General features: G+C 70.8%; 25 protein-coding genes. 15 read left to right on the forward strand and 10 right to left on the reverse strand.

Going from position 1 to position 26594, the window contains the following annotated elements; all coding sequences use genetic code 11:
- Positions 1-698, forward strand: a 698-nt coding sequence (locus G4D87_RS08705; protein WP_176412197.1) for a potassium channel family protein, incomplete at its 5' end; no start/stop codon positions are given.
- Here G4D87_RS08705 and G4D87_RS08710 read toward each other — a convergent pair.
- Together G4D87_RS08710 and G4D87_RS08715 are read right to left on the reverse strand one after the other, a co-directional pair.
- Positions 670-1992, reverse strand: a complete 1323-nt coding sequence (locus G4D87_RS08710) for an alpha/beta fold hydrolase (RefSeq protein WP_163780823.1) — start codon at positions 1990-1992, stop codon at positions 670-672. The genes G4D87_RS08705 and G4D87_RS08710 overlap by 29 nt on opposite strands.
- 249 nt (positions 1993-2241) lie before the next feature.
- Complete coding sequence (locus G4D87_RS08715; protein ID WP_176412198.1) at positions 2242-2610, reverse strand: nuclear transport factor 2 family protein; 369 nt, start codon at positions 2608-2610, stop codon at positions 2242-2244.
- Positions 2611-2776: 166 nt separating this feature from the next.
- Between G4D87_RS08715 and G4D87_RS08720 the strand changes: the two genes are divergently transcribed.
- A complete protein-coding gene (locus G4D87_RS08720; RefSeq protein ID WP_176412199.1) occupies positions 2777-3634 on the forward strand; it encodes a methylated-DNA--[protein]-cysteine S-methyltransferase in 858 nt (285 codons plus the stop codon).
- On the opposite strand, the gene G4D87_RS08725 is transcribed toward G4D87_RS08720, so the two are convergent.
- The 4 genes from G4D87_RS08725 to G4D87_RS08740 are packed head-to-tail and all read right to left on the reverse strand — an operon-like array spanning position 3625 to position 7474.
- Complete coding sequence (locus G4D87_RS08725) at positions 3625-4317, reverse strand: histidine phosphatase family protein (protein ID WP_163780830.1); 693 nt, start codon at positions 4315-4317, stop codon at positions 3625-3627. The genes G4D87_RS08720 and G4D87_RS08725 overlap by 10 nt on opposite strands.
- A complete protein-coding gene (locus tag G4D87_RS08730) occupies positions 4317-5390 on the reverse strand; it encodes a phosphotransferase family protein (protein ID WP_163780832.1) in 1074 nt (357 codons plus the stop codon). The genes G4D87_RS08725 and G4D87_RS08730 overlap by 1 nt, the downstream gene beginning before the upstream one ends.
- Positions 5391-5408: 18 nt before the next feature.
- Positions 5409-6233: an SDR family oxidoreductase gene (locus tag G4D87_RS08735; RefSeq protein WP_163780834.1), complete on the reverse strand. Its 825-nt coding sequence runs from the start codon at positions 6231-6233 to the stop codon at positions 5409-5411.
- A gap of 5 nt (positions 6234-6238) precedes the next feature.
- Positions 6239-7474, reverse strand: coding sequence for an acyl-CoA dehydrogenase family protein (locus tag G4D87_RS08740; RefSeq protein ID WP_163780836.1), 1236 nt, complete (start codon positions 7472-7474; stop codon positions 6239-6241).
- 59 nt (positions 7475-7533) lie between these two features.
- Here G4D87_RS08740 and G4D87_RS08745 point away from each other — a divergent pair, with 59 nt between their 5' ends.
- Complete coding sequence (locus G4D87_RS08745; RefSeq protein ID WP_163780838.1) at positions 7534-8466, forward strand: LysR family transcriptional regulator; 933 nt, start codon at positions 7534-7536, stop codon at positions 8464-8466.
- Between the two features lie 103 nt (positions 8467-8569).
- Here G4D87_RS08745 and G4D87_RS08750 read toward each other — a convergent pair whose 3' ends face one another.
- Both G4D87_RS08750 and pruA read right to left on the reverse strand, forming a co-directional pair.
- The gene (locus G4D87_RS08750; RefSeq protein ID WP_163780840.1) at positions 8570-9418 is read right to left on the reverse strand and encodes an aldose epimerase family protein; all 849 of its coding nucleotides are present in this window, start codon (positions 9416-9418) and stop codon (positions 8570-8572) included.
- Between the two features lie 7 nt (positions 9419-9425).
- Positions 9426-11081: an L-glutamate gamma-semialdehyde dehydrogenase gene (gene pruA / locus G4D87_RS08755; RefSeq protein WP_163780842.1), complete on the reverse strand. Its 1656-nt coding sequence runs from the start codon at positions 11079-11081 to the stop codon at positions 9426-9428.
- 170 nt (positions 11082-11251) lie between these two features.
- On the opposite strand from pruA, the gene G4D87_RS08760 reads away from it, so the two are divergent.
- From G4D87_RS08760 to uraH, 5 genes are read left to right on the forward strand one after another with little or no spacing between them, the layout of a single operon-like run.
- Positions 11252-12697, forward strand: coding sequence for a SidA/IucD/PvdA family monooxygenase (locus G4D87_RS08760; RefSeq protein WP_163780844.1), 1446 nt, complete (start codon positions 11252-11254; stop codon positions 12695-12697).
- The gene (gene allB, locus G4D87_RS08765) at positions 12694-14064 is read left to right on the forward strand and encodes an allantoinase AllB (protein ID WP_163780846.1); all 1371 of its coding nucleotides are present in this window, start codon (positions 12694-12696) and stop codon (positions 14062-14064) included. The genes G4D87_RS08760 and allB overlap by 4 nt, the downstream gene beginning before the upstream one ends.
- A gap of 21 nt (positions 14065-14085) precedes the next feature.
- Positions 14086-15108: an allantoicase gene (gene alc / locus G4D87_RS08770; protein WP_163780847.1), complete on the forward strand. Its 1023-nt coding sequence runs from the start codon at positions 14086-14088 to the stop codon at positions 15106-15108.
- Positions 15105-15617, forward strand: a complete 513-nt coding sequence (gene uraD, locus G4D87_RS08775; protein WP_163780850.1) for a 2-oxo-4-hydroxy-4-carboxy-5-ureidoimidazoline decarboxylase — start codon at positions 15105-15107, stop codon at positions 15615-15617. Before alc ends, uraD begins: the two co-directional genes overlap by 4 nt.
- Positions 15614-15958, forward strand: coding sequence for a hydroxyisourate hydrolase (gene uraH, locus G4D87_RS08780; RefSeq protein ID WP_163780852.1), 345 nt, complete (start codon positions 15614-15616; stop codon positions 15956-15958). Before uraD ends, uraH begins: the two co-directional genes overlap by 4 nt.
- A gap of 67 nt (positions 15959-16025) precedes the next feature.
- Here the strand turns inward: uraH and G4D87_RS08785 are convergent, their stop codons facing one another.
- The gene (locus G4D87_RS08785; protein ID WP_176412204.1) at positions 16026-16439 is read right to left on the reverse strand and encodes a response regulator; all 414 of its coding nucleotides are present in this window, start codon (positions 16437-16439) and stop codon (positions 16026-16028) included.
- Positions 16440-16908: 469 nt separating this feature from the next.
- On the opposite strand from G4D87_RS08785, the gene G4D87_RS08790 reads away from it, so the two are divergent.
- The 7 genes from G4D87_RS08790 to G4D87_RS08820 all read left to right on the forward strand — a co-directional run bounded on the left by G4D87_RS08790 (position 16909) and on the right by G4D87_RS08820 (position 24757).
- Entirely contained in the window at positions 16909-20493 is a 3585-nt protein-coding gene (locus G4D87_RS08790; RefSeq protein ID WP_163780866.1) for a protein kinase domain-containing protein, read from the forward strand.
- Between the two features lie 66 nt (positions 20494-20559).
- A complete protein-coding gene (locus G4D87_RS08795; protein WP_163780855.1) occupies positions 20560-21216 on the forward strand; it encodes a 2-hydroxychromene-2-carboxylate isomerase in 657 nt (218 codons plus the stop codon).
- A gap of 136 nt (positions 21217-21352) precedes the next feature.
- Entirely contained in the window at positions 21353-22000 is a 648-nt protein-coding gene (locus G4D87_RS08800) for a hypothetical protein (RefSeq protein ID WP_163780857.1), read from the forward strand.
- Positions 22001-22076: 76 nt separating this feature from the next.
- Positions 22077-23273 (forward strand): acetyl-CoA C-acetyltransferase, encoded by a 1197-nt coding sequence (locus G4D87_RS08805; RefSeq protein WP_163780858.1) that lies wholly within the window; start codon positions 22077-22079, stop codon positions 23271-23273.
- Between the two features lie 29 nt (positions 23274-23302).
- Entirely contained in the window at positions 23303-23518 is a 216-nt protein-coding gene (locus G4D87_RS08810) for a hypothetical protein (RefSeq protein ID WP_163780860.1), read from the forward strand.
- Positions 23519-23681: 163 nt separating this feature from the next.
- Positions 23682-23879: a hypothetical protein gene (locus G4D87_RS08815; protein ID WP_013938428.1), complete on the forward strand. Its 198-nt coding sequence runs from the start codon at positions 23682-23684 to the stop codon at positions 23877-23879.
- A 149-nt stretch (positions 23880-24028) separates the two neighbouring features.
- Complete coding sequence (locus G4D87_RS08820; RefSeq protein ID WP_163780862.1) at positions 24029-24757, forward strand: DUF1751 domain-containing protein; 729 nt, start codon at positions 24029-24031, stop codon at positions 24755-24757.
- A gap of 19 nt (positions 24758-24776) precedes the next feature.
- Here G4D87_RS08820 and G4D87_RS08825 read toward each other — a convergent pair whose 3' ends face one another.
- Complete coding sequence (locus tag G4D87_RS08825) at positions 24777-26414, reverse strand: sigma-54-dependent Fis family transcriptional regulator (protein WP_163780864.1); 1638 nt, start codon at positions 26412-26414, stop codon at positions 24777-24779.
- Positions 26415-26594: the final 180 nt, after the last annotated feature.

Here is a 26594-nt window from a genome sequence, read left to right on the forward strand (position 1 = left end):
GGGTGGGCTACCGCGTGGTGACGCAGCTGCGGGAGATGGGCAAGGACGTGGTGGTGGTGGAGAAGCGCGAGGACGCGGCCTTCGTGTCCGCGCTGCGCGACGAGCGGGTGCCGCTGCTCATCGACGACACGCGCAGCCCGCTGTGCCTGCCTCGCACCAACGTGAAGGACGCGTCCGCCATCGTCTGCGCCACGGATGATGACCTGGCCAACCTCAACATCGCCCTGGACGCGCGCAAGCTGAACCCGAACATCCGCGTGGTCATCCGCCTGTTCGATGACGACCTGAGCGGCAAGGTGCGGGAGACGTTCAAGGCGGAGGCGCTCTCCAGCTCGTCGCTGGCGGCCCCGGCCATGGCGCTGGCGGCCATGGACCCGCGCATCGTCCACTCGTTCCACCTGGCGAAGCACCTGATGGTCGTCTCGCTGTTCGAGGCGCGCCTGGGCCTGCCGGGCCTCACCATCTCCGAGGTGAGGGACAGGTTCGGCTGCCTGGCGTTGTCGCTGCAACGCAATGGCGAGGAGCGGCTCCACCCGCAGGGGGATGAGGTCATCCGGCCTGGAGACGTGCTGTCGCTCCAGGCGTCCTATCCGGAGTACCGGCGGCTGCGCGCCTTCACCCACGAGGCCGAGCCGCCCCTGTGGTCCCATCACGAAGCGGTGGCCGTCGTCACGCCTTCGTCCCGCAAGGTGGGCTGAGGGCGGGGCGCGCCTCCGGCCAGCGCGGGACGGCGTGCTCCGGGCCCCTGGCGGTGGGCAGGGCGAGCGCCCGCGCGAGCAGGACGGCCAGGGCGTCCCACTCCAGCAGGAAGCCGTCGTGCCCATGCTGACTGGACAGCGTGGCGTGCTCGGCGTGGAGGCCGTGCGCGCGCAGCCGCCGGGCCAGCGCCGCCATGTGGCTGGGGAAGAAGAGCTGGTCGGTGTCGATGCCCACGCACAGCGCGCTCGCGCGGATGCGGGCCAGGCCGCCCCCTGGGAAGCGTGACACGTCGTGGTGGTCCATGGCGCCCAGCTGCGTCAGGTACGCGCGCGCATCGAAGCGGCTCGCCAGCTTCTGGCCCTGGTGCTCCAGGTAGCTGTGCATCGGGTGCAGCGCGCGTGAGGACCACGCCGAGGGGCGGCCCTGGAGCACGTCCAGGCCGGGCTCCGCGCGGTAGGTGAGCATCGCGAGCTGCCGGGCCAGCTCCAGGCCCCGGCGAGGGGACTCGGGGAAGCCCGGGTCCAGCAGCAGGGCCTGCCGCGCCACGTGGTTGAGGCCCACCACCCACGCGGAGGAGGACTCCGTGGTGGCGATGGGCGCCATGCGGGCGAAGCGCTCCGGCGCCAGCGCCGCGAGGCAGAGCACCACCATGCCGCCCAGGGAGCCGCCGGTGACGAGCGCCACTTCGTCCAGGCCCAGCGCGTCCATGGCCAGCAGGATGCTTCGGGCCTGGTCCCACGGCGTGACGGTGGCGGGCAGGCGGTGCTCGTCCTGGCGCAGGTCGCCCTTGGGCAGCGGCAGCGGTGGGCCGAAGCGCGCGTCGTCCGTCCGCTGCGGGAAGCTCTCGTCGGCGGGGCCCGTGGTGCCGTAGCAGGAGCCCAGGTTGTTGAAGCACAGGAGCCGCACGCGGGACGGGTCCAGCGCGCGCCGTGGGCCGATGATCGGCTCCCACCAGCCGCCCTTGCCGCCTGCGCGCATGTCTCCGGTGAGCGCGTGGACCAGCAGCACCGTGGGGACGGACGTGGGCGCACGCGTGGGAGTCCGGCAGCGCGCTTCGGCCGCGAGCGCCTGCTGTTCGGCCACGGTGCGCCGGACGACGCGCAGCGCGCTCGCCTGCGCTTCGTCCTCGGCGAGGACGCGCGCGCGCGACTCGAGCCAGGGGACGTCCTCCTCGGGGCCCCACCACCAGCCTCGCACGAGGTGGTTCGTGATTCGGGCGCCCGCCTCCAGCGTCAAGTCGGGCAGGGAGACGTCGAAGAGGCGCGGCGCGGACGTGAGGTGAGCTGTGGGCACGGGAACTCTCCGGAGGTGATGCGGAAGGAGGCCCTCCAGGGCGCGGAGGGCTGGGAGAGGTCGGCGCGCATCCAGAAACGACGAAGCCCACCAACCCTCGCGGGTGGATGGGCTCGGTGGCTCACCAGGGGCGGACGGACGTCAGCCGAACCTGGAGGGCGAGAGCCCACCCGGCATCGACATTCGACACATGGCGCTTGGCGACGTCATTGGCCGTAACGGATAAGCGCTCGTCTGTCGGGAGTCAAGTCAGCCCACCGCCGTGCACTGGGCCGCGACGACCTGGGGCGCGTCGTCCACGACCTGCCACACGCGCGTGTAGCGGAAGTTCCCGGCGAAGGGGGCGCCCTGGAACTCACCGGATAGCGCGGCATGAACGACGACCACGGCGCCCGCGGAGAGGTAGCGGAACTGTGCGTCGGTGAAGTCCACCCGCGTGAGGCGCAGGGCCCCCGAGCGATGCGCTTCCAGGTCGGCTTCCTTGTCGAGGACATGGCCGGCGTGATTGACGAAGAGGAGGTCGTCGGAGAGGAGGGCGTCGAGCGCGGCGACATCGCTCGCGAGCATGGCCCGTCTCAGCGCCTCCTCCGCGGCCAGGAAGTCTTCCTCTGGAAGCATGGCGCTCCTTTTCTGCGGCGGTGTGCGGGGTGGAGCTATCGGTTGTTGCACAATGACACCTCATGTCAACGCGCGCCCGGCGCGCGAGGACAGCGCAAGAACCGGATTGCTCCAGGATGTGTTGGCGGACATACGTTTTCGCGAAGCGCATCCCAGGAGCATCGGCATGGCATCCAGCGACTACGCCCGCATCGAACAGGCCATCCTCTACCTCGACGCACATGCCCGCGAGCAGCCGTCCCTGGACGACGTGGCCGCGCACGTGGGGCTGAGCACGTTCCACTTCCAGCGGCTCTTCTCGCGCTGGGCGGGCATCAGCCCCAAGCGCTTCATCCAGGTGCACACGCTGCGCTCGGCTCGGCGCCTGCTCGACGAGCGTCGTAGCGTGCTGGAGACGTCGCTGGAGGTGGGGTTGTCGGGCACCGGCCGGCTGCATGAGCTCTTCGTGACGCTGACGTCGATGACGCCGGGGGAATACAAGCTGGGCGGCGAAGGGCTCACCGTGCGCCATGGCGTCCACCTGTCGCCCTTCGGCGCGTGTCTGCTCGCCGTCTGTGAGCGTGGCATCTGTGGCCTGCACTTCCTCACGGATGAATCAGAGGAGGAGGCGCTCGCCTCGCTGCGCGAGCAGTGGCCGCGGGCCACGTTCGTGGCGTCCGCCGAGGACACGGCGCCGTGGCTGGAGCGCATCTTCCAGGCGGAGCACGGTGGCTCGGCGTCGAGCCCCTTGTCGGTGCTGGTGCGGGGCACGCCCTTCCAGGTGCAGGTGTGGCAGGCGCTGCTGCGTGTGCCGTCGGGCGAGGTGACGACGTATGAGGACCTCGCGCGCGCCATTGGCAGGCCCAAGGCGATGCGCGCGGTGGGTTCGGCGGTGGGAGAGAATCCCGTGGGGCTCTTGATTCCCTGCCACCGCGTGCTGCGCAAGACGGGCGTCTTCGGGGAGTACCGCTGGGGCGCCTCACGCAAGCGGGCGATGCTGGCGTGGGAGGACCTGCGGTACGACGGCGCGCCGCTTCAGCGGTAGGTGAGCAGCGCGCGCTGGTCGCCCTCGAAGTGGCTGTGCTCGTTGAGCGTGGACAGGTAACGGCCGCGCTCGCTGTAGAGGACCTTGGTGAGGCCGCAGTTCGCCAGCGTCAGGTTGAGGCGGAAGGCGTGCGCGTCGGGGATGCGGAGCAGCTCCTGGCAGATGGCGGTGATGGTGCCCCCGGAGGTGAAGACGAGCGCGTTCTTCGACGCGCCCAGCTCCTGGATGAGGGCGTCCAGCGCGCGGCGGCACCGCTCGCCGAAGGCGGACCAGGGCTCCGTGTACTCCGCGTCGTGCTGGCCGGCCACCCAGCGGGCCACCGCGTCGGTGAAGAGCGCCTGGTAGGCGCGCCGGGGCGACTCCGTCTGGGACAGCTCCGCTCGCAGCACGTCCGGGTCCGCGTAGCGCGGCGTGTGCCGGGCGACGACTTCCTCGTGGTCGAACTCGTTGAAGCCCGCCGTCCGCACGGCCACGGTGCCACAGCCGAGCGCGGCGAGACACGCCTCCGCCGTCTGCTGGTGCCGCGCCATGGTGCCGGTGACGACGGCGTCCACGCGGGGCAGCCGCTCGCGAAGGGCCTCACCCAGCACCCGGGCCTGCACGAGCCCCGTCTCTGACAGCTGGTCGTAGTTCGCCGCGCCGAACGAGGCCTGGCCGTGCCGGACCAGATACACCACGCCCATCAGCGCGCCCCCTTCCGGATGAGCCGGTGGCAGCGCCAGCCGAGGTAGTTGACCAGCACCCAGAAGTTCTTGAACGCGGGGTTGCGCGTCTGCTGGTGGTGGTAGCGGTAGTAGATTTGCTGGGCGATGACGGCGAGCCGGAAGAGGCCGAACACCTCGTAGAAGGTCCAGTTGGCGGGCTTCAGCTTCGTCTGGTCCAGGTAGTACTCCACAACCTCTTCGCGCCGGAGCATGCCGGGCAGGTGCGTGGGCTGGCGCCGCGTGGAGCGCAGCAGGAAGTCGTCGTCGGCATGGACCCAGTAGGCCAGCGCGCTGCCCAGGTCCATCAGCGGGTCCCCCAGGGTGGCCATCTCCCAGTCGAGCACGCCGATGATGCGCGTGGGCTCCTCCGGGGCGAGCACCACGTTGTCGAAGCGCCAGTCGTTGTGGATGACGCAGGTGGCGATGTCCGCGGGCGTGTTCGCCTTGAGCCAGTCCCGCACGTAGCGGAAGCGGGCGACGTTCCACGTCCGCGCCTTCTCGTAGCGCGCCGACCAGCCCTCCACCTGCCGCGTGGGATAGCCGGGCCCCTTGCCCAGTGACGTCAGGCCCACCGCCGCCGAGTCCACGGCGTGCAACTCCACGAGTTTGGAGACGACGTTGAGGCACAGCGCCCGCGTCTGCTTCGCGTCCAGCGCCAGTCCTCGGGGCAGGTGCTTGCGCGGGATGAGCCCTTCGATGCGCTCCATGACGTAGAAGTCGGAGCCCAGCACGGCCGGGTCCTGGCACAGGCCCACCATGGTGGGGACCACGGGATAGGCCGGCTTCAGCGCGTGCTGCACCGTGTACTCACGGGCCATGTCGTGCGCCGACTTCGCCTTCGTCCCCGCGGGAGGGCGGCGCAGGATGAGGTCCCGGTTGGCGTACTTCAGCCGGTACGTCCAGTTGGAGGCGCCGCCCGCGTACTGCGTGACCTCCGGCGTGCCCTCCAGCGTGGGGACCTGGGCCTTGAGCCAGGCGTCCACGGCGGGGAGGTCCAGCTCCTCGCCCGGGCGCACGGCACCTGCGGGGTCGATGGTCGCGGTCGGTGGCATGGGTGGGCTCTTTCTCGCTCAGCTCGGCTTCGGCCGCGAGCCGGGGCGCATGCCTCGCGTGTTCCGGCGCAGCATCCACGAATAAAGCTCACGCGGCAGCAGCCGCTTCATCCGCCAGGCCCTGCGGCCGTCCGCGTGGGGCAGGACGTAGAAGCCGCGCCGGGCCACCGCGTCGAACACGTCGTTGGCGACGTCGTCCGCGGTGATGGCGGAGCGCTCCAGCAGCCGCGCCATGGTGGCCCCCAACTGCGGGTCCGTGGTGCGCAGCGAGTCACCCAGGTTCGTCTTGAAGAAGGACGGGCACACGACGCTGACGCCGATGCCGTACTCCGCCAGCTCGTTGTGCAGCGTCTCCGACAGCGACACGACGGCGGCCTTGGTCGCGTTGTAGCTGCTCATCAGCGGCACATCGAGCAGCCCCGCCATGGACGCCACGTTGACGATGTGGCCGTGGCCCTGCTTCTTGAGGGCGGGGGTGAACACCTTGCACCCCCGCACGACGCCCAGCAGGTTGATGTCGATGATCCACTGCCAGTCGTCAATCGACACGTCCTCGATGGCGCCCGCCTGCGCGACTCCGGCGTTGTTGATGACCACGTCCACGCCGCCCCACTGGGCCGTGAGCCAGTCCAGGGCCTCGCGCAGGTCCTCTTCGCGCCGCACGTCACAGCGCAGGTGGTGGGCCTGGGGCGCCAGGGCGGAGAGCTCCTTCAAGGCCTCCTCGCCTCGGGCGTCGTTGACGTCGCCGATGCAGACCTTCCAGCCGGCGCGAGCGAAGCGCAGGGCGATGGCCTTGCCAAGTCCGCTGGCGCCACCGGTGATGAAGATGCGTTGAGTCGCCATGGCCGTCAGCTCCGGGAGAAGCCCCGCTTCGACAGCTCGAGGCGGGCGATGAGTCCCTTGTGCACTTCGTCCGGGCCATCCGCGAGGCGCAGGCTGCGCGCCTGGGCGAAGAAGCCCGCCAGCGGCGTATCTTGGGACACGCCCGCGCCGCCGTGAAGCTGGATGGCGTCATCCACCACTTTCTGGAGGACATTGGGCGCGACGACCTTGATGGCGGAGATCTCCGTCATGGCCCCGAGCGCCCCCACCTGGTCCATCTTCCACGCCGCGTAGAGCGTCAAGAGCCGCGCCTGGTCGATGGCGATGCGCGCCTCGGCCACCTTCTCGCGGTTGCCGCCCAGGTTGAGGAGCGGCTTGCCGAAGGCCGTGCGCTTCATGCCCCGGTCAATCATCAGCTCCAGGGAGCGCTCCGCCGCGCCGATGCAGCGCATGCAGTGGTGGATGCGCCCCGGTCCGAGCCGGCCCTGGGCAATCTCGAAGCCCATCCCCGGTCCGGCGATGACGTTGTCGCGCGGCACGCGCACGTTGTCGAAGTGCACCTCGCCGTGGCCGTGGGGCGCGTCGTAGTCGCCGTACACGGGCAGCATGCGACGGATGCTCACGCCCGGCGCGTCCAGCGGCACCAGCACCATGGAGTGCTGGTGGTGCCGGTCCCCGCCGGTGTCGGGCGTGCGGGCCATGAAGATGACCACCTTCGCGTTGGGGTGCCCCAGGCCGCTGGACCACCACTTGCTGCCGTTGAGGACGATTTCGTCGCCGTCGACGATGGCGGTGGCCGCCATGTTGGTGGCATCCGACGAGGCCACGTCCGGCTCCGTCATGCAGAACACCGAGCGGATGTCCCCGGCCAGCAGCGGCTTCAGCCAGCGCTCCTGCTGCGCCTCGGAGCCGTACTTCCAGAGCACCTCCATGTTGCCGGTGTCCGGGGCGCTGCAGTTGAAGACCTCGGGGGCGATGAAGCTGCGGCCCGTCTCCTCGGCGATGGGGGCGTACTCCAGCGTGCTGAGCCCGGCGCCGAGCTTCGCGTCCGGGAGGAACAGGTTCCACAGGCCCTGGGCCTTCGCCTGGGCCTTGAGCACCTCCATGACGGGCGGCACGCGCCACGTCTTCCAGTCGCCGCCCTGCGCGGTGGCTCGGAGCTCCTCGTGGTAGCGGCCCTCCGCGGGGAGGATGTGCTCGCTCATGAAGCGCTTCACGCGCTCCAGGTAGTCCTTGGCTCGCTCGCTGGGCTCGAAGTCCATGGGCGTCATCCTGCGCACCGAGCCTTGATGCATCCAGTGAATATTGGTCATGTGTCACCATGAACCCTGTTCAGGATTCGGCGCGGCTGGCCCGGCTGGACCTCAACCTCTTCCGGGTGTTCGACGTGGTGCTCCGGGAGCGGAACCTGACGCGCGCCGCGGAGGTCCTGTTCCTCAGTCAGTCGGCGGTGAGTCATGCGCTGGCCCGCCTGCGTGAGCAGCTGGGAGAGCCGCTGTTCGTCCGGGAGGGGCGCGGCGTGGCGCCCACGGCGTTCGCGGAGCGCCTGGCGCCGGAGATTCGGGAGGCGCTGGCGCTGTTCGAGCAAGCGGTTCATCGCGGACGCGACTTCGACCCGCGCCGGGACGTGGGCCAGTTCACGGTGGCGATGAATGATGTACTGGAGCCGTCGATCCTCCCGCTGCTCGTGGCTCGGCTGCGGGCGCACGCGCCGGAGGTCCGCATCTCCAGCGTCCGGCTCGACAGGGCGCGATTGGAGCGGGACCTCGCGTCGGGGCGGGTCGACCTCTCCATCGACGTGGAGCAGCAGACGGGCGCGGAGCTGAAGCGCACGGCCTTGTTGCAAGACACCTTCTGCGTGGTGAGCCGAAGCCGGCGCAGGCTGGACGTGGCGAAGTACATGGCGGCCCGGCACGTCACCGTGTCCTCGCGCCGCACCGGGCTGGCCGTGGAGGACCTGGTGCTCAGCCGCCTGGGCTACCAGCGTGACGTCGCCGTCCGCTGCCAGCACTACGAGGCCGCGTTCAAGCTCGTCGCGGACTCGGACCTGCTGCTGACGATGCCGAGGCGGCGCGCGGCGGCGCTGCATGCGCTGCTGGGCAACCACCTCCTGCCGATGCCGCTGTCACTGCCCCCGCTGGAGCTCCACCTCTACTGGCACCGGCAGACGGATGCGGACCCGCGCAGCCGCTGGTTGCGAGGCGAACTACTCGCGCTGCCGGGGGAGGGGGCCCGGCCCGGGAGGGGACCATGAGCTCGCTGTTCGGGAATGTCGGGGGTTTTGCGACGGCAAATGTCCCGACATTTCCGAACAGCGAGGTGCAGGAGTCGCCCCGGGCGGCTCCGGGGCCTGCCGCTCAGCCTTGGATATCGAAACGAAGCGACGCCCGCGCTCCAGGCTGCACATGCGGCAGTCCTTCGCCGGTGGCCAGCGCGCCCTTGGCGGCGGTCCACGGCTCCACGCAGACGAAGTCCTTCCCGCGCAGCGTCCACACGACGAGCACGCGGTACTCGGGGCTCCACGACAGGCGGATGGGCGCGAGCCCGGGGCCCCGCGCCAGCGTCGTGCCCGGCTTCGAGTGGTCCTTCAGGTGAAGGTCCACTTCCTCCTCGGTGAGGTCCAGCCCGGTGACGGCCACGTCCTGACCGCGCCAGTTGTCCCACGCGCGCGTGGCGTCCGTGTCCACGCCCGCCTGCGCCTTCGCCGCGTCGGGCACCCGGAAGTACGGATGGAAGCCCAGGTGCAGCGGCATGGGCCGCGTGTCCCGGTTCTCCACCTCGAACTCCAGCGTCAGCCGCTTACCCACCAGCGAGAAGCTCAGCCGCGCGTCGAACCGCCACGGGAAGTGGCGCAGCGTCTCCTCGCTGGAGGACAGCTCCACCACCAGCCGTGCCGCGTCCGCCTGCCGCACCGTCCACGGCAGCCTCCGCGCGAAGCCGTGCTGCGGCAGCGTGTACCGCTGACGGTCCACGGAGTAGGTGTCCCCCGGCAGCGGCCCAGCGTTGGGGAACAGCACAGGGCTGCCCCCGCGCACGTTCTTCGCCGGGTCCGCGACGGTGGCCTCGTCGAGGTACAGCAGCTCGTCACCGTCCACGCACATCCGGCTGACGAGGGCCCCGCGTGAAGGAATGACCTCCACGCGGCACCCGCCGTCCACCAGCGCGTACGTGTCCAGTCCTGCGATGCCGGGGGACGGACCGTTCATCCGTGCCTCAGAGGGCGCCTTCGTTGGGGTCGTTGTCCATGAAGGGGTAGGGCACCTTCACGGCCGGGACGAAGGTCTCCTTGATGGTGCGGGGGCTGGTCCACCGCACCAGGTTGAGGGCCGAGCCCGCCTTGTCGTTGGTGCCGGACGCGCGGCCACCGCCGAAGGGCTGCTGGCCCACGACGGCGCCGGTGGGCTTGTCGTTGATGTAGAAGTTGCCCGCCGCGTGGCGCAGCTCGCGCAGCGCCGTGTCGATGGCCTTCCTGTCCCGGGCGAACACCGCGCCGGTGAGGGCGTAGGCGGCGGCCTGGTCGACCTCGCGCAGCGTCTCCTCGTACTTCGCATCCGGGTAGACGTGCAGGCCCACCAGCGGGGCGAAGATCTCCTCGCGGAGGATGCGGTGGGAGGGGCTGTCGAGCTGCACCAGCGTGGGCTTCACGAACCAGCCCTGCTTCCGGTCCACCTCGCCGCCGGCCACGATGCTGGCGCCGCTGTCGCTCTTGGCCAGGTCGATGTACGAGGAGACCTTCTTGAAGGACTTCTCGTCGATGACGGCGCCCATGAAGTTGCGGAAGTCCGACACATCACCCATGCGGACCTCGCTGATGAGCGCCTGGAGGCGCGGCTTCAGCTTGGGCCACAGGGACTCGGGGATGAAGACGCGGCTGGCCGCGGAGCACTTCTGGCCCTGGTACTCGAAGCCGCCGCGGACGATGGCCACCGCGAGCGCCTCCAGGTCGTCCGCCGCGGACGGGTGGGCGACGATGAAGTCCTTGCCGCCCGTCTCGCCGACGATGCGGGGGTACTGCTTGTAGCGGGAGATGTTCTCCCCCACCGTGCGCCACATGGCGTTGAACGTCGGCGTGGAGCCGGTGAAGTGGATGCCGCCCAGGTGCGGGCTGGCCAGCACCGGGTTGCCCACCGTGGGGCCGTCACCCGGCAGCATGTTGATGACGCCGTCGGGCAGGCCCGCCTCGCGCAGCAGCTCCATGATGTACCAGGCGCTCAGGGCCGCGGTGGACGACGGCTTGAAGAGCACCACGTTGCCCATCAGCGCCGGCGCGGTGGCCAGGTTGAGGGCAATGGCCGTGAAGTTGAACGGCGCCACCGCGAAGACGAAGCCGTCCAGGGGGCGGTAGTCCGTCATGTTCCACGTCTGGTGCGCGGCCTCCGGCTGCCAGCCGAGGATCTGCTCGGCGAACGCGACGTTGAAGCGAATGAAGTCAATGGCCTCGCACGAGGCGTCAATCTCCGCCTGGTGGACCGTCTTGCCCTGGCCCAGCATGGTGGCGGCGTTCATGATGGGGCGGTAGCGCGAGGCGAGCAGCTCCGCGGCGCGCAGGAAGATGGCGGCGCGCGACTGGAAGGGCATGCGCGCCCAGTCATCCTTGACGGCCAGGGCGGCCTGGATGGCCTGCTCCGCGTGGCTGGCGTCCGCCTCATGCAGCGTGGCCAGCACGTGCTGGTGGTTGTGCGGCATGCGCACCGTGTCCGTCTTGCCGGTGCGCAGGTGCTTGCCGCCGATGATGACGGGGATGTCGAGCTGCTCACCGGCCATGCGCTTCAGCTCGGCTTGCACCTCCCGGCGCTCGGCGGTGCCGGGCGCATAGGAGAGGACAGGCTCATTCTTCGGCGGCGGGACGCGGGTATGGGCGTTGATCACGCGGAATCACCTCAGGCGGAAACGAAGGGCGCGCAGCATAGCCAAGCAGCCCAGCGGGGGAAGCGCGGAACGTGGCGCAACCTCCAGTGAACCCTTGAGGTTTCGGACAATTCCCCCTCAATCCGGGGCGTGTTGGCTCGCTGACGCGGTGCGCGGGTACGATGTGGCCCATGCGCGTCCCCACGAGCCCCGCCGAGTCGCCGTCCGCCCCCGCGCTCACCGCGCTGGAGGCTCGAATCCGGAAGGACCTGGAGCAGCTGGAGTACCCACGCAGGCCGTGGGTGCTGCCGCGCCGCACCCGGGACGGGCGGGCCGTGCTGGACGTGCTCGTCATTGGTGGGGGGCAGAGCGGGCTCACCGCCGCCTTCGGGTTGATGCGCGAGCGCGTCACGAACCTGCTCGTGGTGGATGACTGCGAGCAGGGCCTCGCCGGGCCGTGGAAGACCTTCGCCCGCATGCACACGCTGCGCACGCCCAAGCACCTGACGGGCCCGGACCACAACCTGCCCAACCTCTGCTTCCAGTCCTGGTACGAGGCGCAGCACGGCGAAGGCTCGTGGGAGGCGGTGGTCCGAATCCCCAGGGAGCTGTGGGCGGACTACCTCGACTGGTACCGCCGCACGCTCGAAATCCCCGTGCGGTGTGGCACGCGCGCGGGGGCCATCGCCTGGAGCGCGGAGGAGGACTGCTTCGCCGTCCCGCTCATCGACGCGCGCAAGGGCACCACGGACGTGGTCCACGCGCGCAAGGTGGTGCTGGCCACGGGCATCGACGGCTCCGGGCGCTGGGAGGTGCCGTCCGTGGTGGCCGGGCTGCGGCGCGAGCTGTACGCCCACACGCGCGACGCCATCGACTTCGAGGCCCTGCGGGGCAAGCGCGTGGGTGTGCTCGGCGCCGGCGCGTCCGCGTTCGACAACGCCGCCGTGGCGCTGGAGCACGGCGCGGCCGAGGTCCACCTCTTCTACCGGCGCAAGACGCTGCCCAATGTGAATCCCTACCGCTGGGCGGAGTTCGTGGGCTTCCTCAAGCACCACGCGGACCTGCCGGACGCGGACCGCTGGCGCTTCATCCACCGCATCATCGAGATGGGGCAGCTTCCACCGTCGGACACCTTCAGCCGGGCGCGGGCCTTTCCCCATTTCAAACTGCACGGCGGCAGCCCCTGGCTCGGCGCGGAGGAGGTGGACGGGCAGGCGCGCGTCACCACGCCTCACGGGCAGTTCCTGTTCGACAAGCTCATCATCGGCAGCGGCACGGTGACGGACCTGTCGCTGCGCCCGGAGCTGGCGAGCCTCCACGGCGACATCGCCCTGTGGAAGGACCGGTACACCCCGCCCGAGGGGCAGTCGCACGCGGACCTGCAGCGGCACCCGTACCTGGGCGCGCACTTCGAGCTTCAGGAGAAGCACCCGGGGCAGGCGCCCTGGCTCCAGGGCATCTTCAACTTCACCTTCGGCTGCCTGCTCTCGCTGGGCTTCGGGGGCGCGAGCATCTCCGGCATGAAGTACGGCCTGCCCCGGCTCGTGTCCGGGGTGACGCGGCAGCTCTACGTGGATGACCGGGACGCGTTCTTCGCGTCCCTGGCGGGTTACGACGAGAAGGAATTCGAGCCATGAGTGAAGCGCGGTTCGTGGTGCGCGGCCGGCGCGTCGTCACAAGCGAAGGCGTGCGCGAGGCGGCGGTCGTGGTGCGTGGCGGCAAGGTGGCCGCGGTGGTGTCTCACGCGGAGGTCCCCGCGGGACTGCCGGTGGTGGACGTGGGCGACAAGGTGGTGATGCCCGGCGTGGTGGACAGCCACGCGCACATCAACGAGCCCGGCCGCACGGAGTGGGAGGGCTTCGAGACGGCCACGCGCGCGGCGGCGGCGGGGGGCATCACCACGGTGGTGGACATGCCGCTCAACTCGCTGCCGCCCACCACGACGCTGGCGGCGCTGAAGCTGAAGGCCGAGGCGGCCCACGGGCGCTGCCAGGTGGACCACGCCTTCTGGGGCGGCGTCATCCCGGGCAACGCGGGCGAGCTGGAGGCGCTCATCGACGCGGGCATCTCCGGCTTCAAGTGCTTCCTGTGCCCCTCTGGCGTGGACGAGTTTCCGCATGCGACGCGCGAGGTGCTCGACGTGGCCATGCCCATCCTCGCGCGCCGGGGCATCCCGCTCATCGTCCACGCGGAGCTGGAGTCCCCGGTGGAGGGCCTGACACCCGGTGGGGACGCCCGCACGTACCGCGGCTACCTGGCGTCCCGTCCGAAGCGCTGGGAGAACGAGGCCATTCAGATGATGGTGGAGCTGGCGCGCGCGCACCGCTGCCGGGTGCACATCGTCCACCTGTCCTCCGCGGAGGCGCTGCCCGTGCTGCGCGACGCCCGGCGCGAGGGCCTGGACGTGTCGGTGGAGACGTGCCCGCACTACCTGAGCTTCACGGCGGAGGAGATTGAGGACGGCGCGACCCACTTCAAGTGCGCGCCGCCCATCCGTGAAGCGGAGAACCGCGAGCGGCTGTGGGCCGGGCTGGCGCGGGGGGACATCGAGCTGGTGGTGTCGGACCACTCGCCCTGCACGCCCGCGCTGAAGCACCTGGAGCGCGGCGACTTCGGCGCGGCCTGGGGCGGCATCGCGTCGTTGCAGCTCAGCCTCCCAGCGGTGTGGACGGAGGCGAGGCGGCGCGGCCTGGGGCTGGAGTCGCTGGTGCGCTGGATGTGCGAAGCCCCCGCGCGGCTGGTGGGCCTCGCGGGCGTCAAGGGGACGCTGGCGTCCGGCGCGGACGCGGACCTGGTGGTGTTCGACCCGGACGCTTCCTTCGCCGTGGAGCCACAGCGCCTGCTACACCGTCACCCGATAACACCGTACGCGGGGAGGACGTTGACGGGCGTGGTGGAGATGACGTTCCTGCGAGGGACGAAGGTTTTCGAGCGCGGCCAGCCAATGCCGCGCCCGTCGGGACTCTGGGTGCGCCGCCCCGCGGGGACGCGCGCCGCTGCTTGAAGCACTTGGGAGATACACACCATGCACGCACCCGAAGAGGGAAAGCTGCGAATCGCCTTCACCGAACTCATCGACCTGGCCGCGGAGAACGTGGGCGGACAGGCGCTGCTGGCCAGCGATGAGTTCTTCGCGGGGAAGGAGAACCTGCTGAAGCCCGGCCGGGGCATCTTCATCCCCGGCAAGTTCACGGAGAATGGCAAGTGGATGGACGGCTGGGAGTCGCGCCGCAAGCGCGTGCCGGGCCATGACTGGTGCATCCTCAAGCTCGGCCTGCCGGGCGTGGTGCGCGGCGTGGACATCGACACCAACCACTTCCTCGGAAACTTCCCCGAGTACGCCTCGGTGGACGCGCTGGAGGTGGAGGGTTCGCCCACGCCCGAGGCCCTGGCCGAGGCGACCTGGACGCCCATCCTCCCGCAGCTCAAGCTGCAGGGCGGCACGCGCAACCTGTTCCCCATCGCCAGCGACACGCGCTGGACGCACCTGCGGCTCAACATCTTCCCGGACGGCGGCGTGGCCCGCTTCCGCGTCCATGGCGAGGTGCGGCCGGACTTCGCGCGCCTGTCCCACGCCGGCGGCGCGGTGGATCTGGCGGCGGCGGAGAACGGCGGCACGGTGGTGGCGTGCAACGACTCCTTCTTCGGCCCCAAGGACAACCTCATCCTCCCGGGGCGCGCCGCCAACATGGGCGAGGGCTGGGAGACGCGGCGCAAGCGCGTGCTGCCGGGCTTCGACTGGATTGTGGTGAAGCTCGCCGTCCCGGGCACCGTGGAGCGGGTGGAGGTGGACACGGCCTTCTTCAAGGGCAACTACCCGGACTCCTGTTCCATTGAAGGCTGCTACCTGCGCGAGCCGGTGGTGGACTTCGCCAACGCGCATGACCTCGCGTGGGCGGAGCTGCTGCCGCGCACGAAGCTCCAGGCGCACCACCGCCACTTCTACGAGGCGGAGCTGGCGGCGAAGGGGCCCTTCACCCACGTGCGTCTGAAAATCCATCCCGACGGCGGCGTCAGCCGGCTGCGGGTCCACGGGCGGCCGGCATGAGCAGCGGACTGACACGGCTCAATGCCCTGTTGCCGTCGGACGCGCGCACGGAGCTGATGCGCTGCTGCGGGGCGTCCCGCTGGGCGGACGGCATGGTGCGCTCGCGGCCCTTTCGTGACGAGGCGCATCTGTTCTCGGAGTCGGCGTGGCTCTGGAAGCAGACGGGGCCGGACGACTGGCGCGAGGCCATGACGCATCACCCGCGCATCGGTGACGTGTCCCAGCTGCGCGCGAAGTTCGCGTCCACGGCCTCCTGGTCCTCGCAGGAGCAGGGAGGAGTGCAGGGCGCGGTCGAGGCGGTGCTGCAAGGGCTGGTGGAAGGCAACGCCGCCTACGAGCAGCGCTTCGGCTTCATCTTCCTGGTGTGCGCCACGGGCAAGAGCGCGGCGGAGATGCTGGCGCTCCTGCGCGAGCGGCTGGACAACGCACCGGACGAGGAGCTGCGCATCGCGGCCGGTGAGCAGGCGAAAATCACCCGCATCCGACTGGAGAAGCTGCTGGCGCCATGAGCACCCTGTCCACTCACGTCCTCGACACGAACCGGGGCCGGCCGGCGTCCGGTGTTCCCATCACCTTGGAGCTGCAAGGCGACTCGGGCGAATGGAAGCAGCTGGCGCGCGGCGTCACCAATGACGACGGCCGCGTGCGCGACTTCCTGCCCCAGGGCGCCCGCGTGGAGCCGGGCGTCTACCGGATGGCCTTCGACACCGGGGCGTACTTCCGGGCGCTCGGCGTGCGCGGCTTCTATCCGTCCGTGACGGTGGTGTTCGAGCTCACCGCGCCGGACGAGCACTACCACGTCCCATTGCTGCTGAGCCCCTTCGGCTACTCCACGTACCGGGGGAGCTGAGCCGCGGCACGCCTTCCGCTGGAGCGGCACGTCCTGCGTGCCGCGTCGAGCCGCGGGGTGAGCGGCCTCAGCTCTTCCACGCGGGCTGGATGGTGGGCGCGGCCGGGGTGACGGCCTCCGCGCGGGCCAGCAGCGCGTGAAGCTGGGCGATGAGCACGGGCGGCTTCACCGGCTTGACGAGGTAGGCGTCCGGGACGGGCTGGTCCGCGGGCCCTTCCGTGCGAGGCGCATAGCCGCTGACGAAGATGACGGGGATGTGCTTGAGCGTGGGCTCGGCGCGGAAGTGGCCACACAGCGCGTAGCCGTCCATCCCGTCCATGTTCACATCGGAGATGAGCACATCGGGCGGGTGCGCCAGGGCCTGCTGAAGCCCTGAGTCGCCGTCGGCCGCCGTGGTGCAGTCGAACTCGCCGGAGAGCAGGAGACGGAGCGTCTCCCGCATCGTCCATGAGTTCTCGACGATGAGGATTTTCGGCTTCACGACACCCCGACTCTCAGGGAGGCAGCCGCCCGGCGGTGCCCGGTGCACACGCGCTCCCCCGGCGAAAAGCCCAGCATCACCCCACGCGCCAGCCGGGGCAAGAGGGGGTGCCCAGCACCCCTGGGTTCCCGCCGTCTCCGTGCGCACCCCCGCGTCCAGGGCTTCGGGCAGGGCCGCCAGGCAGCCGTCCAGCCGGGGGCCGTGTTGTCAGGTGCGCGCCGACGGGGCCTCTCGCGCGGTGCGCCACTCAACGCCGACACGGCACCGATGATGTGTGCCTGTCGCAAAGAAACGTGATATCCCATGAACTTCTGCATTTCGCTGACCCCGCCGGTTCCCCTTCGTGAGCGACGAGGAGAAGACAGCCGTCCTGGACGAGCGCAGCCGTCCTCCAAGTTCGTGGGGGGACCGCATCCGCACGCCCATCACCCTGCCGGGAGCGCGCGCCGGGGAGCGCCGCTCGTTGGCCGTGGGCATGGTGGTGACGGGGCGCTACCGGGTCGAAGGGCTGCTGGGCGAGGGCGGCATGGGCCGCATCTGGCTGGCCACGGACCTGCACGAGCACCGCCGGGTGGCGCTCAAGGAGATGCAGGTTCCGGCGGGCCTGACGGCGGGCAAGACGGAGGAGCTGGTGCTGATGTTCCGGCACGAGTTCTTCGCCATGAAGAAGCTCCAGCACCCCGGCACGCTCAAGGTCTTTGACTGGGGCATGACGGAGGCCGGCAACCGCTTCATCACCATGGAGGTGGTGGACGGGCAGGACCTGAGCTCGCTGGGGCGTGAGTCGCCGCTGGACACGCGCACGCTGTACCGCGTGCTCATTCAGATGTCCCAGGTCCTGGCCTTCCTGCACGCGCGGCTGTACGTGCACTGCGACATCAAGGCCAGCAACATCCGCATCACCAGCGCGGGCGCGGTGAAGCTGATGGACTTCGGCGTCATGCACCAGCTGGGCACGCCCAGCCCCGGCCGGCTCAAGGGCACGCTGGAGTACCTGGCGCCGGAGTGGCAGCGCGGCGCGAGCATCGACGGCCGCGCGGACCTCTATTCGCTGGGCGTCATGGCCTACTACCTGGTCACGCGCCGGCTGCCCTTCAAGCGCAACACCCCGGCGGCGCTGCTGGCGGACCACCTGACGCGGCCGCCGCCGAAGCCGTCCACGATTTGTCCGGTGGATCCACAGCTGGAGGAAATCATCCTCCTGCTGCTGGCGAAGGACCCGCGCGAGCGCTTCCAGGACGCCAGCGAGCTGATGGAGGCGCTCTGCCACGCCAGCGGCGAGCCGATGCCGGAGGAGCCGCTGTCGGCGCGCGCCAGCTACCTGCACGTGCCGGAGGTGGTGGGCCGCGCCGCGGAGCTGGAGGCGCTGATGAACGGCCTGGCCGAGGCGGACTGGGGCCAGTCCCGCGCGGTGCTCATTGGCGCGCCCGCGGGCGTGGGCAAGACGCGGCTGCTCCAGGAGTTCGAGCTCCAGGCGAAGCTGGCGGAGCTGCCCTTCGGCCGGGGCCAGTGCCGCGCGGAGGGGCAGGCGCCGCTTACGCCCATCGTTCAGGCGGTGCGCTGCCTGGTGCCGCTCACGCCCTCGGAGATGATGGACCGCCTGGGGCCGAAGCTGCACCAGCTGCTCCCAGGGCTGACGCCGGACGCGGGCGAAGCGCACCCGGTGGCGGGCGAGGAGAAGCTGGCCTTCTTCGGCGCGCTGGCGGAGTGGGTGCAGGCGCTGGGCCGGCGGATGACGCTGGTGCTGTGCTTCGAAGACTTGCAGTGGGCCGACAGCGCCACGCTGGAGGTGCTCAACGTCCTCATCCGCGCGCTGTACGGCACGCGCGGCATGGTGGTGGGCACGTTCCGGAGCGGCGAGCTGAGCCGCCTGAGCCTGGCCTTCCAGACGGTGGACGAGAAAATCACCACCCGCATGGACCTGGAGCCGCTGGCCGCAGAGCACGTGCGCACGCTGGTGGAGCTGGCGCTGCCGGGGCTGGCCGTGCCCGAGGCCTTCGTCACGCGGCTGCATGAGACGACGGGCGGCAACGCCTTCTTCGCCACCGAGTGCCTGCGCGCGCTGGTGGAGGAGGGCGCGCTGACGCGGGTGGGCGGCCGGTGGAGCGCCGTCGAGGGGCTGGACACGCGGCCGCTGCCCGCCAGCATCCACGACGCGGTGCTCGCGCGCCTGGGCAGCGCTCCCGCCGAGCAGGTGTCGCTGCTGCGCCAGCTGGCGCCCGCGGGCCGCAGCCTGGAGCTGCCCATGCTCCGCGCGCTGGCGGAGCTGCCCGAGTCCGAGCTGTTCGCGGTGCTGGACGGCATCGTGGAGCGGCAGTTCCTCCAGGAGGCGGAGGGCCGCTACGTCTTCACGCACGACACCGTGCACCAGGCCGTCTACGACAGCACGCCCGAGGAGGCGCGGCGCGCGGCGCACGGCCGCGTGGCGGTGGCGCTGCAGACGCTGCACTCGTCGCGGCCGGAGCTGTCGCGCACGGTGGGGTGGCACTACCTGCGCTCGTCGGAGCCGGAGCTGGCCATTGGCCCGCTGCTGGACGCGGGCCGGGCCGCCATCGAGGCGCAGGCGCTGCTGGAGGCGACGCTGCTGCTGAAGGAAGCGGCGATGCTGCTGGAGGCCGCGCCGGACTTCCCGGGCCGTGACAGGCTGCTGCTGCGCATCTGGGTGACGATGGTGGAGGTGGGCTATTCGAGCGACCCGCCCACCTCGCTCGTCTTCGCGCGGAAGCTGAGTGAGCACTGGGCCTCCACGGTGGACCTGGAGGACGGGCGGACGCAGGCGGTGGCCGCGCTGGAGGCCGCGTGCGCCGCGCCGGAAGCGGAGCGCCCCGCGCGCTTGAAGGCGCTGTTCCGCGAGCGCGAGGCGGACGCGTTCGCCAGCACCGCGAACGTCTTCTGGAAGCAGGCCGAGCTGCGCATCCTCCAGGCCATGGCGCTGGCCAGCGTGGGGCGCACGGAGGAGCTGACGGCGCTGCTGGAGCGCGTGCGGGCCGAGCAACCCGAGGTGTCGCCCTATCGCGCCGCGGCGCAGCTGGCGCCCGCGCAGTTGTGTGCCTACACGGGCCGCTTCGCCGGCGTGCTGGAGACGCAGTACGAGCACCTGAAGCGGCTGCGCGGGCTGTGCGAGGTGACGGGCCGGCTGCCCAAGCGCCTGGCGTGGGCGCTGGGCATGGGCGGCTTCACGATGAACCTGAACCTGGCGCTGCGCGGCGAGCCGCTGGACGCGCAGGCGCTCCGCGACGGGTACGCCGTGGCGGAGGCCCATGGGTTCACGGACGTGCGCGGCTTCCATCTGTTCTCGGTGGTGACGCGCGCGGCCTTCACGGGCGACGGCGCGGCGTTCGTCCCGGCCTTCACGGAGAAGACGGAGCTGGTGCGGCGGCTGGGCAACCCCCGGTTGATGGAGCGCAACCTGGCCCTCTTCACGCCGCCGTACTACCTGGAGCGCGGCGAGCACGAGCACGTGGCCGCGGTGGTGGCCCGCGCCGAGGCGCTGGCGCGGGTGCTGCCGGAGGACCGGTGGCTCCAGTGTCACCTGCGGGTGTACCAGGCCTGCCGCGACGTGCTCTTCGAGGATGCGGGGGCGGCGCGCCGCTCCCTTCCCGCGGCCCTGGCCGCCGCGCGCGAGGGCGGCGTCCGCATGGAGACGCTGCTGCGCGTCTATCAGTCCCGCTTCGAACGGGAGCAGGGCAACCTGGTGGCGGCGGAGGACGCGGCGGAGGCGGCGCTGACGCGGGCCACGGACCCGGTGCTGGCCAACCCGTGGGACGAAATCCTCTCCCGCCGGGCGCTGGCGGCGCTGCTGCCCGGTGAGGAGGGCCTGGCGCACCTGCGCAGGGCGCTCGCGCTGGCGGAGCTGACGGGCAACGTGCTCCAGGTGGGGCTGGTGCGCCTGTCGCTGGCGGAGCGCGCGCGGGACGCGGAGTCCTCGGTGGTGGCGTTGGAGGCGGCCGAGGCGGCCTTCACGGATGCCCGGGCCTCCAGCCTGCTGGCCCTGACCAGCTCCCTGCGGAGCGCGCTCCAGCGCCGGGCCGGGGCGCTGCGTCAGAGCGCCTGATGTACCGCTGGAGCGTCGACGGGACTGTGTCCTCCCAGCCCGGACGTGGGGCGTTAGACTCGGGCCATGGCCCACACCCCACTGCGCTTCCTGCTGGATTTCATCTCGCCGTATGCCTACCTGGCCTGGACGCGCCTGCCGGCGCTCGCCGCGCGCCATGGCCGCGTCGTGGAGCCGGTGCCCGTGCTGCTGGCGGGGGTGCTCAACGCGACGGGAAACCTCGGCCCCGCGGAGGTCGCGGCCAAGCGCGGCTACGTCTTCAAGCAGACCTTCCGCATCGCCCATGACTTCGGCGTGCCCTTCGCGCCGCCGCCGACGCACCCCTTCAACCCGCTGCTCGCGCTGCGCGTGACGGCCGCAGTGGAGGACGTGGAGGCCCGGAGCCGGCTGGTGAGCGCGCTGTATGCCTCCGCCTGGGGCGGCGGGAAGGGCGCGGAGTCGCCCGAGGCCGTGGGCGCGGCGATTCAGGCCGCGGGGCTGGACGCCCAGGCGCTGCTCGCGGCGGCCCAGACGCAGGAGGTGAAGGACCGGGTCCGCCGCAACACCGAGGCGGCGGTGGCCGCCGGGGCCTTTGGCGTGCCCACCTACCTGGCGGACGACGAGCTGTTCTTCGGCGTGGACTCGCTGGGCCACCTGGAGCGGTTCCTGCGCGGCGAGGACCCGCTCACCCCGGCGGACGTCGAGCGCTGGCGCACGCTGCCGGCCAGCGCGTCCCGGCGCTGAACCCGGCGCACGCGGGCGCCGCTTTCCGCTAGGGTCCCGGAGCCATGGTCTCCGGTCGGCCCGCCTTGTTGACCTCCCTCATCCGGCTCCTCGCGCCCGTGGCGCGGGGGGCGATGCACCTGGAGGTCCTCCCCTCATGAACGTCCTCGCCGAGTTGGGCATCGTCGTCGCTGGCCTGGTGCTGGCGCTCGTGCTGCTGTCCATGAATCTGTGGCGCGGCATCCTCTTCCTCTTCCCGTCCAGCGTGCGGGTGGAGCCCGAGGCGCCCGCGGACCAGATGGATTTGCCCCTGGAGCTGTCGGGGCGCGCCAACCAGCTCCAGGCGCTGGGCTTCGTGCCGCTGGGCAGCCACGAGGAGAAGCCGCGCCTCCAGCGCGCCACGCGCTCCTACGACTGGGCCCACCCGGGTGAGCGCGTCTTCGCCACGCTCCATACGGGGCAGGGCGGCGTGCCCCGGCTGTACCTCCTCACCCCCTTGGCCTCCGGGGGCTTCGTCATCACCGCGGACTACCGGCGCCCGGCGCTGGAGGTCCCCGGCGTCTACCTGACGGGTTCACTGGAGGACGCTCCCCCGGACCGCCTGCTGCGCGCGCACCTGCGCCGCCTGGACGGGCTGCGGCCCGCGGGGGAGTTCACCTGGGAAGGCCGGGTGGCCGCCGGGCGTTCCTGGTACCAGGGGCTCGGCCGCAAGGAAATCCGGAAACAGAACCTTCAAGGTTTGTTGTGGACCGTCATCGCGCTTGCCATCGTCGCCAGCGCTTTTTTCGGGCAGCGCGCGCCCTAGGGCCGCCCGTCCCACACGTCACGACGTCACGGCGCGCGTGCACCGCGCGCCCCATGAGAGTAGGTAGACGACCACCATGAAGAGCGTGTCCAAGAACGAGGAAATCTACTTCCTGTCCGGCAAGCGCACCCCGTTCGGTACCTACGGGGGAAGCCTGAAGGACCTCAGCGCCACCGACCTCGCCGTGGAGTCGGCGAAGGCCGCGCTGGCCCAGGCGAAGGTGTCTCCGGAAGACGTCCAGCACGTCGTCTATGGCAACGTGGTGCAGACCAGCGCGGACGCCATCTACCTGCCGCGCCACGTGGGGCTGCGCACCGGCGTGCCCGTCCCCGTGCCCGCGCTGGGCGTCAACCGGCTGTGCGGCTCCGGCTTCCAGGCCTTCGTCACGGCGGCGGAGCTGATGCTCACCGAGCAGGCCTCCGTCGTGCTGGCCGGTGGCACCGAGTCCATGAGCCAGGCGCCCCACGTCATCCGCGGCGCCCGCTGGGGCCTGCCGCTGGGCAAGGGCAGCCTGGAGGACATGCTGTGGACGGCCCTCACCGACAGCTACACCGGCCAGGCCATGGCGCTCACCGCCGAGCAGCTCGCGGTGGACTACTCGCTCACGCAGGAGCAGGTGGACGAGTACGCCGTCCTCACCCAGAAGCGCTTCGCCGCCGCGCAGGAGGCGGGCCGCTTCCAGGATGAAATCGCCCCCGTCACGCTGAAGACGAAGAAGGGTGAGACGGTGGTGTCCCGGGACGAGCACAACCGCCCGGAGACGACGGTGGAGAGCCTGCGCAAGCTGCCCAAGGTCTTCAAGAAGGACGGCGTGGTGCACGCGGGCGCGGCCAGCGGCATCTGCGACGGCGCGGGCTCCATGGTGATGGCCACCGGCAGCTTCGTGAAGCAGCACGGCCTGCAGCCCATTGGCCGGCTCGTCAACTGGGGCGTCTCCGGGTGCGACCCGAAAATCATGGGCATCGGCCCGGCGCCGGCCATCCGCCAGCTGCTGGCGCGCGCCCAGTGTCAGCTGTCGGACATTGACCTCTTCGAGGTCAACGAGGCCTTCGCGCCGCAGTACCTGGCGGTGGAGAAGGAGCTGGGCCTGCCCCGCGAGCGCACCAACGTCAACGGCGGCGCCATCGCCGTGGGCCACCCGCTGGGCGCGTCGGGCGCGCGCATCACCACCACGCTGGTGTACGAGCTGAAGCGCCGCGGTGCCCGCTATGGTATCGGGTCCGCTTGCATCGGTGGCGGCCAGGGCATCGCGGTGCTCGTCGAGGCGCTCTGATGGCACAGGACCTCCAACCAGGACGCGAGATGAGCAACGAGGTGGACGCGAAGACGGCGCGTGAGCGGGCCAAGGCCATCGCGGAGCAGCGCCGCGCCGAGCGTCGCAACCGCAAGCGCAAGTGCGTGGTGTGTGGCGTGGAGGAGAGCGACAAGACGCCCCTGACGGCACACCCCGAGGGCATTGGCCCGGCCTGCAAGGACGAGGTCACCTGCCTGTCGCGCAAGGCCGCCAGCAGCCGGTGAAGCTCCAGCCCCCGGGCCCGCGCGCTCCGTGCGAGGCCCGGGAGCAGCCCCCTCAGGTGGGTCGCCCGGGAGGCGCCAGGGCCGGATTGTCGGGCCCGATTCTTGATAGCGGAATCGTCTCGGGGTAAACGTCCAGAATCTCTGGTTTATGACGAGGGTCGGAATGGGCGTTATCAGCTTCACGGGCGTCAAGGTGTTCTCCACCACGCTCGCGCGTGACCGCGAGAACATGGGTGAGAACATCACCAAGTGGCTCAAGGAGAACTCCAACCTCGAGGTGGTCGACAGGGTGGTGACGCAGTCCTCCGACAAGGAGTTCCACTGCTTGACCATCACGCTCTTCTACAAGCCGAAGGCCTGATCGGCCGCGCGGCGGTTGACGAGGCGTGGGTGTCCGAGGGCGCTCTCCCCAGTGTCGGGGATGGGCGCCCTTCGTCATTTGGGGTTGCGAAGCGAGCGATGTTCCACCACCTTTGGACGGCTCTGGGCAACGAGAGGATGGTGTACTGAATGCGACCGATGAGGGGCTTCGGAGGCGGGGGCGGCGGCATGGGACTGCCCGGCCTGGAGACCACGGCGTCCAAGTTGGCGGTGGCGCTGGTGGCGGGCTCCGTGATGTTCCACCTCACGAAGTCGCAGTCGGGTGGCTTGCTGCTGCTGTTCCCGGACCTGGTGTTCGGGAGGCTCTTCCTGTGGCAGCCGCTGACGTACGCCTTCATTGAGTCCAGTCCCATCGGCATCATCTTCGGCGCCATCATCACCTGGTCCATTGGCGGCTACCTGGAGTCCATCTGGGGCGGCAGGCGCCTGCTGATGGTGGCGCTGGGCATCGCGGTGAGCGCGGGCCTCATCACCGCGCTGCTGGCCATGCTGGTGCCCGGCGCGACGGTGCAGGCGTACGCGGGCGGCAACGTCATGACGTCGGTGCTGTGGGTGTCCTACGGGCTCACCATTGGCCGGGGGCAGACGAACTTCTGGGGCCTGCCGCTGTCGGGCAATGCCCTGGCGGGCGTCGGCGCGGGCTTCGTCGTGCTGTCGGCCATCACCAGCGGCTGGCAGACGCAGGTGCCGGACCTGCTGGGCCTGTGCATGGCGTTCGCCTACGTGCGTGGCGCCAACCCGCGCAAGCTGTGGCTGCACCTGCAGCACTGGCGGCTGCAGCGTCAGTTGAAGGGCCGCTCCAAGCACCTGCAGGTGGTGCGGCAGGACCGGCCGGACCGGGACCAGTACCTCAACTGACGCCGCGTCCCGCGGTGGCTCAGTGGGCCGCCTCCGGGTGGCCGTACTGCTTGAGCTTGCGGTAGAGCGTCGCCACGCCGATGTCGAGCTGCTCGGCGGTGCGCGCGCGGTTGCCGCCGTTCTGCGCCAGCACCGCCAGGATGTAGTGCTTCTCCATGTCCTCCAGCCGCTGTGGGTTGCCGGTGGGCACCAGGCTGGGGGGCGCGGCGCGGACCTCCTCCGGCAAGTCGTCCCGCTCCACCCGGGTGCCCTCGCACAGCGCCACCGCGCGCTCCACGGCGTTGCCCAGCTCACGCACGTTGCCGGGCCACGCGTAGCGCAGCAGCTGGTCCGCCGCGTCCGGGGACAGGCCCGACACCCTGCGGCCCAGCCGCTCCGCGGCCTCAGCGAGCAGCAGCCGCGCCAGGGGGAGCACGTCGTCGCGGCGCTCACGCAGCGGCGGAATCTTCAGCTCGATGACGCGCAGCCGGTAGTAGAGGTCCTGGCGGAAGCGCCCCTGGCGGACCTCCTCCGCGAGCTCGCGGTTGGTGGCGGCCACCAGCCGCACGTCCACCTTGCGGCTGGCATTCTCACCGACGCGGCGCACCTCGCGCTCCTGCAGCACGCGCAGCAGCTTGGCCTGCATGGACGGGGGCACCTCGCCCACTTCATCCAGGAAGAGGGTGCCGCCATGGGCCGCTTCGAAGAGGCCGGCCCTGTCGTGGGTGGCGCCGGTGAAGGCGCCTCTCGCGTGGCCGAACAGCTCGCTCTCCAGCAGGCTCTCCGTGACGGCGGCGCAGTTGACGGCGACGAAGGCCTTGTGCGCGCGGCCGGACTCGTCGTGGATGAGGCGGGCGATGCGCTCCTTGCCCACGCCGCTCTCCCCCGTGACGAGCACCGTGGAGTCCACCTTCGCCCCTCTGCGCGCCAGGTTGATGATGCGCTGCATCGCCTCCGAGCGCGCCACCATGCCCGCCGGGTCCTCCGTCACGCCCGCGCGCGCCAGCGACTGCCGCTTCGCGCGCAGCTTGCGCTCCGCCTGCCGCAGCGCCTCCGTCACCTGCGCCAGCATGCCCTCCATGCACTGCGTCTCATAGAGGCGCAGCACCTCCGTGCACTCGGTGCTCCACTCCTCGGCGGGCCGGCCCACGTAGTGGCAGGCCGCGTCGCCCTTGCCCACGCAGCGCAGCTCCGTGCCGTAGATGGGCTTGCCGTTGACGTAGCTCATGTAGCCGGACGCGAAGCCGGTGAGGCTCCAGCACACCGGCTGGTCGGACTGGCCCAGGTGCAGCAGGTGCTGCTCGGCTTCATAGGAGTCGCGCCACTGCGCTTCGGCGAAGGGCTCCGGGCCCTCGTCCGCGCGGCGCTGGACGGGCTCCACCCGGACCTGCCCCTGGAGGGTGTGCAGCCGCCCACCGGCACGGCGCCACAGGGATTCGTCCTGCCAGGGCACCGCGCCCTTCATCGCCTCGGCCGTGCGCCAGCCGTGCGCGTAGCCCAGGCGCGTGAAGGTGCCGCGCGCCGCCGTCATCCCCATCAACCCGATGAGCTCCTTGCGCAGCAGCCCCAGCGCCACCGGGTCCATCAGCAGCACGCGCTGGTCCCCGAAGTGGATGAGCCCACCCCCCGGCTCGAAGGACAGCAGCTCACTCAAGTCCAGCTCGAAACGGCCACCCACGCTGTACGACTCCTTCCAGAATGAGTGGAGTCTCTATCGTTTTGAGAGCCCCGTTGCACGGAGGGTTTTGGGAGTGGAGCAAATCCAATAGGTTGGAGTTTTCGGTGTCGTGGTCTCCCGGTTGCATTAGAAGGCGGCCGTCATGGGCGACGAACTCGACAGACGCGGGGTGCTTCAAGG

Origin of the sequence: Myxococcus vastator (genome assembly GCF_010894475.1) — a bacterium.
Classification (GTDB): domain Bacteria; phylum Myxococcota; class Myxococcia; order Myxococcales; family Myxococcaceae; genus Myxococcus; species Myxococcus vastator.

Excerpts from the sequence above, each read along its gene's own strand:
- G4D87_RS08715 (WP_176412198.1), bottom strand. The coding sequence starts at position 2,610 with ATGCTTCCAGAGGAAGACTTCCTGGCCGCGGAGGAGGCGCTGAGACGG.
- G4D87_RS08720 (WP_176412199.1), top strand. The coding sequence starts at position 2,777 with ATGGCATCCAGCGACTACGCCCGCATCGAACAGGCCATCCTCTACCTC.
- G4D87_RS08725 (WP_163780830.1), bottom strand. The coding sequence starts at position 4,317 with ATGGGCGTGGTGTATCTGGTCCGGCACGGCCAGGCCTCGTTCGGCGCG.
- G4D87_RS08730 (WP_163780832.1), bottom strand. The coding sequence starts at position 5,390 with ATGCCACCGACCGCGACCATCGACCCCGCAGGTGCCGTGCGCCCGGGC.
- G4D87_RS08735 (WP_163780834.1), bottom strand. The coding sequence starts at position 6,233 with ATGGCGACTCAACGCATCTTCATCACCGGTGGCGCCAGCGGACTTGGC.
- G4D87_RS08740 (WP_163780836.1), bottom strand. The coding sequence starts at position 7,474 with ATGGACTTCGAGCCCAGCGAGCGAGCCAAGGACTACCTGGAGCGCGTG.
- G4D87_RS08745 (WP_163780838.1), top strand. The coding sequence starts at position 7,534 with ATGAACCCTGTTCAGGATTCGGCGCGGCTGGCCCGGCTGGACCTCAAC.
- G4D87_RS08750 (WP_163780840.1), bottom strand. The coding sequence starts at position 9,418 with ATGAACGGTCCGTCCCCCGGCATCGCAGGACTGGACACGTACGCGCTG.
- G4D87_RS08760 (WP_163780844.1), top strand. The coding sequence starts at position 11,252 with ATGCGCGTCCCCACGAGCCCCGCCGAGTCGCCGTCCGCCCCCGCGCTC.
- allB (WP_163780846.1), top strand. The coding sequence starts at position 12,694 with ATGAGTGAAGCGCGGTTCGTGGTGCGCGGCCGGCGCGTCGTCACAAGC.
- alc (WP_163780847.1), top strand. The coding sequence starts at position 14,086 with ATGCACGCACCCGAAGAGGGAAAGCTGCGAATCGCCTTCACCGAACTC.
- uraD (WP_163780850.1), top strand. The coding sequence starts at position 15,105 with ATGAGCAGCGGACTGACACGGCTCAATGCCCTGTTGCCGTCGGACGCG.
- uraH (WP_163780852.1), top strand. The coding sequence starts at position 15,614 with ATGAGCACCCTGTCCACTCACGTCCTCGACACGAACCGGGGCCGGCCG.
- G4D87_RS08795 (WP_163780855.1), top strand. The coding sequence starts at position 20,560 with ATGGCCCACACCCCACTGCGCTTCCTGCTGGATTTCATCTCGCCGTAT.
- G4D87_RS08800 (WP_163780857.1), top strand. The coding sequence starts at position 21,353 with ATGAACGTCCTCGCCGAGTTGGGCATCGTCGTCGCTGGCCTGGTGCTG.
- G4D87_RS08805 (WP_163780858.1), top strand. The coding sequence starts at position 22,077 with ATGAAGAGCGTGTCCAAGAACGAGGAAATCTACTTCCTGTCCGGCAAG.
- G4D87_RS08810 (WP_163780860.1), top strand. The coding sequence starts at position 23,303 with ATGAGCAACGAGGTGGACGCGAAGACGGCGCGTGAGCGGGCCAAGGCC.
- G4D87_RS08815 (WP_013938428.1), top strand. The coding sequence starts at position 23,682 with ATGGGCGTTATCAGCTTCACGGGCGTCAAGGTGTTCTCCACCACGCTC.
- G4D87_RS08820 (WP_163780862.1), top strand. The coding sequence starts at position 24,029 with ATGCGACCGATGAGGGGCTTCGGAGGCGGGGGCGGCGGCATGGGACTG.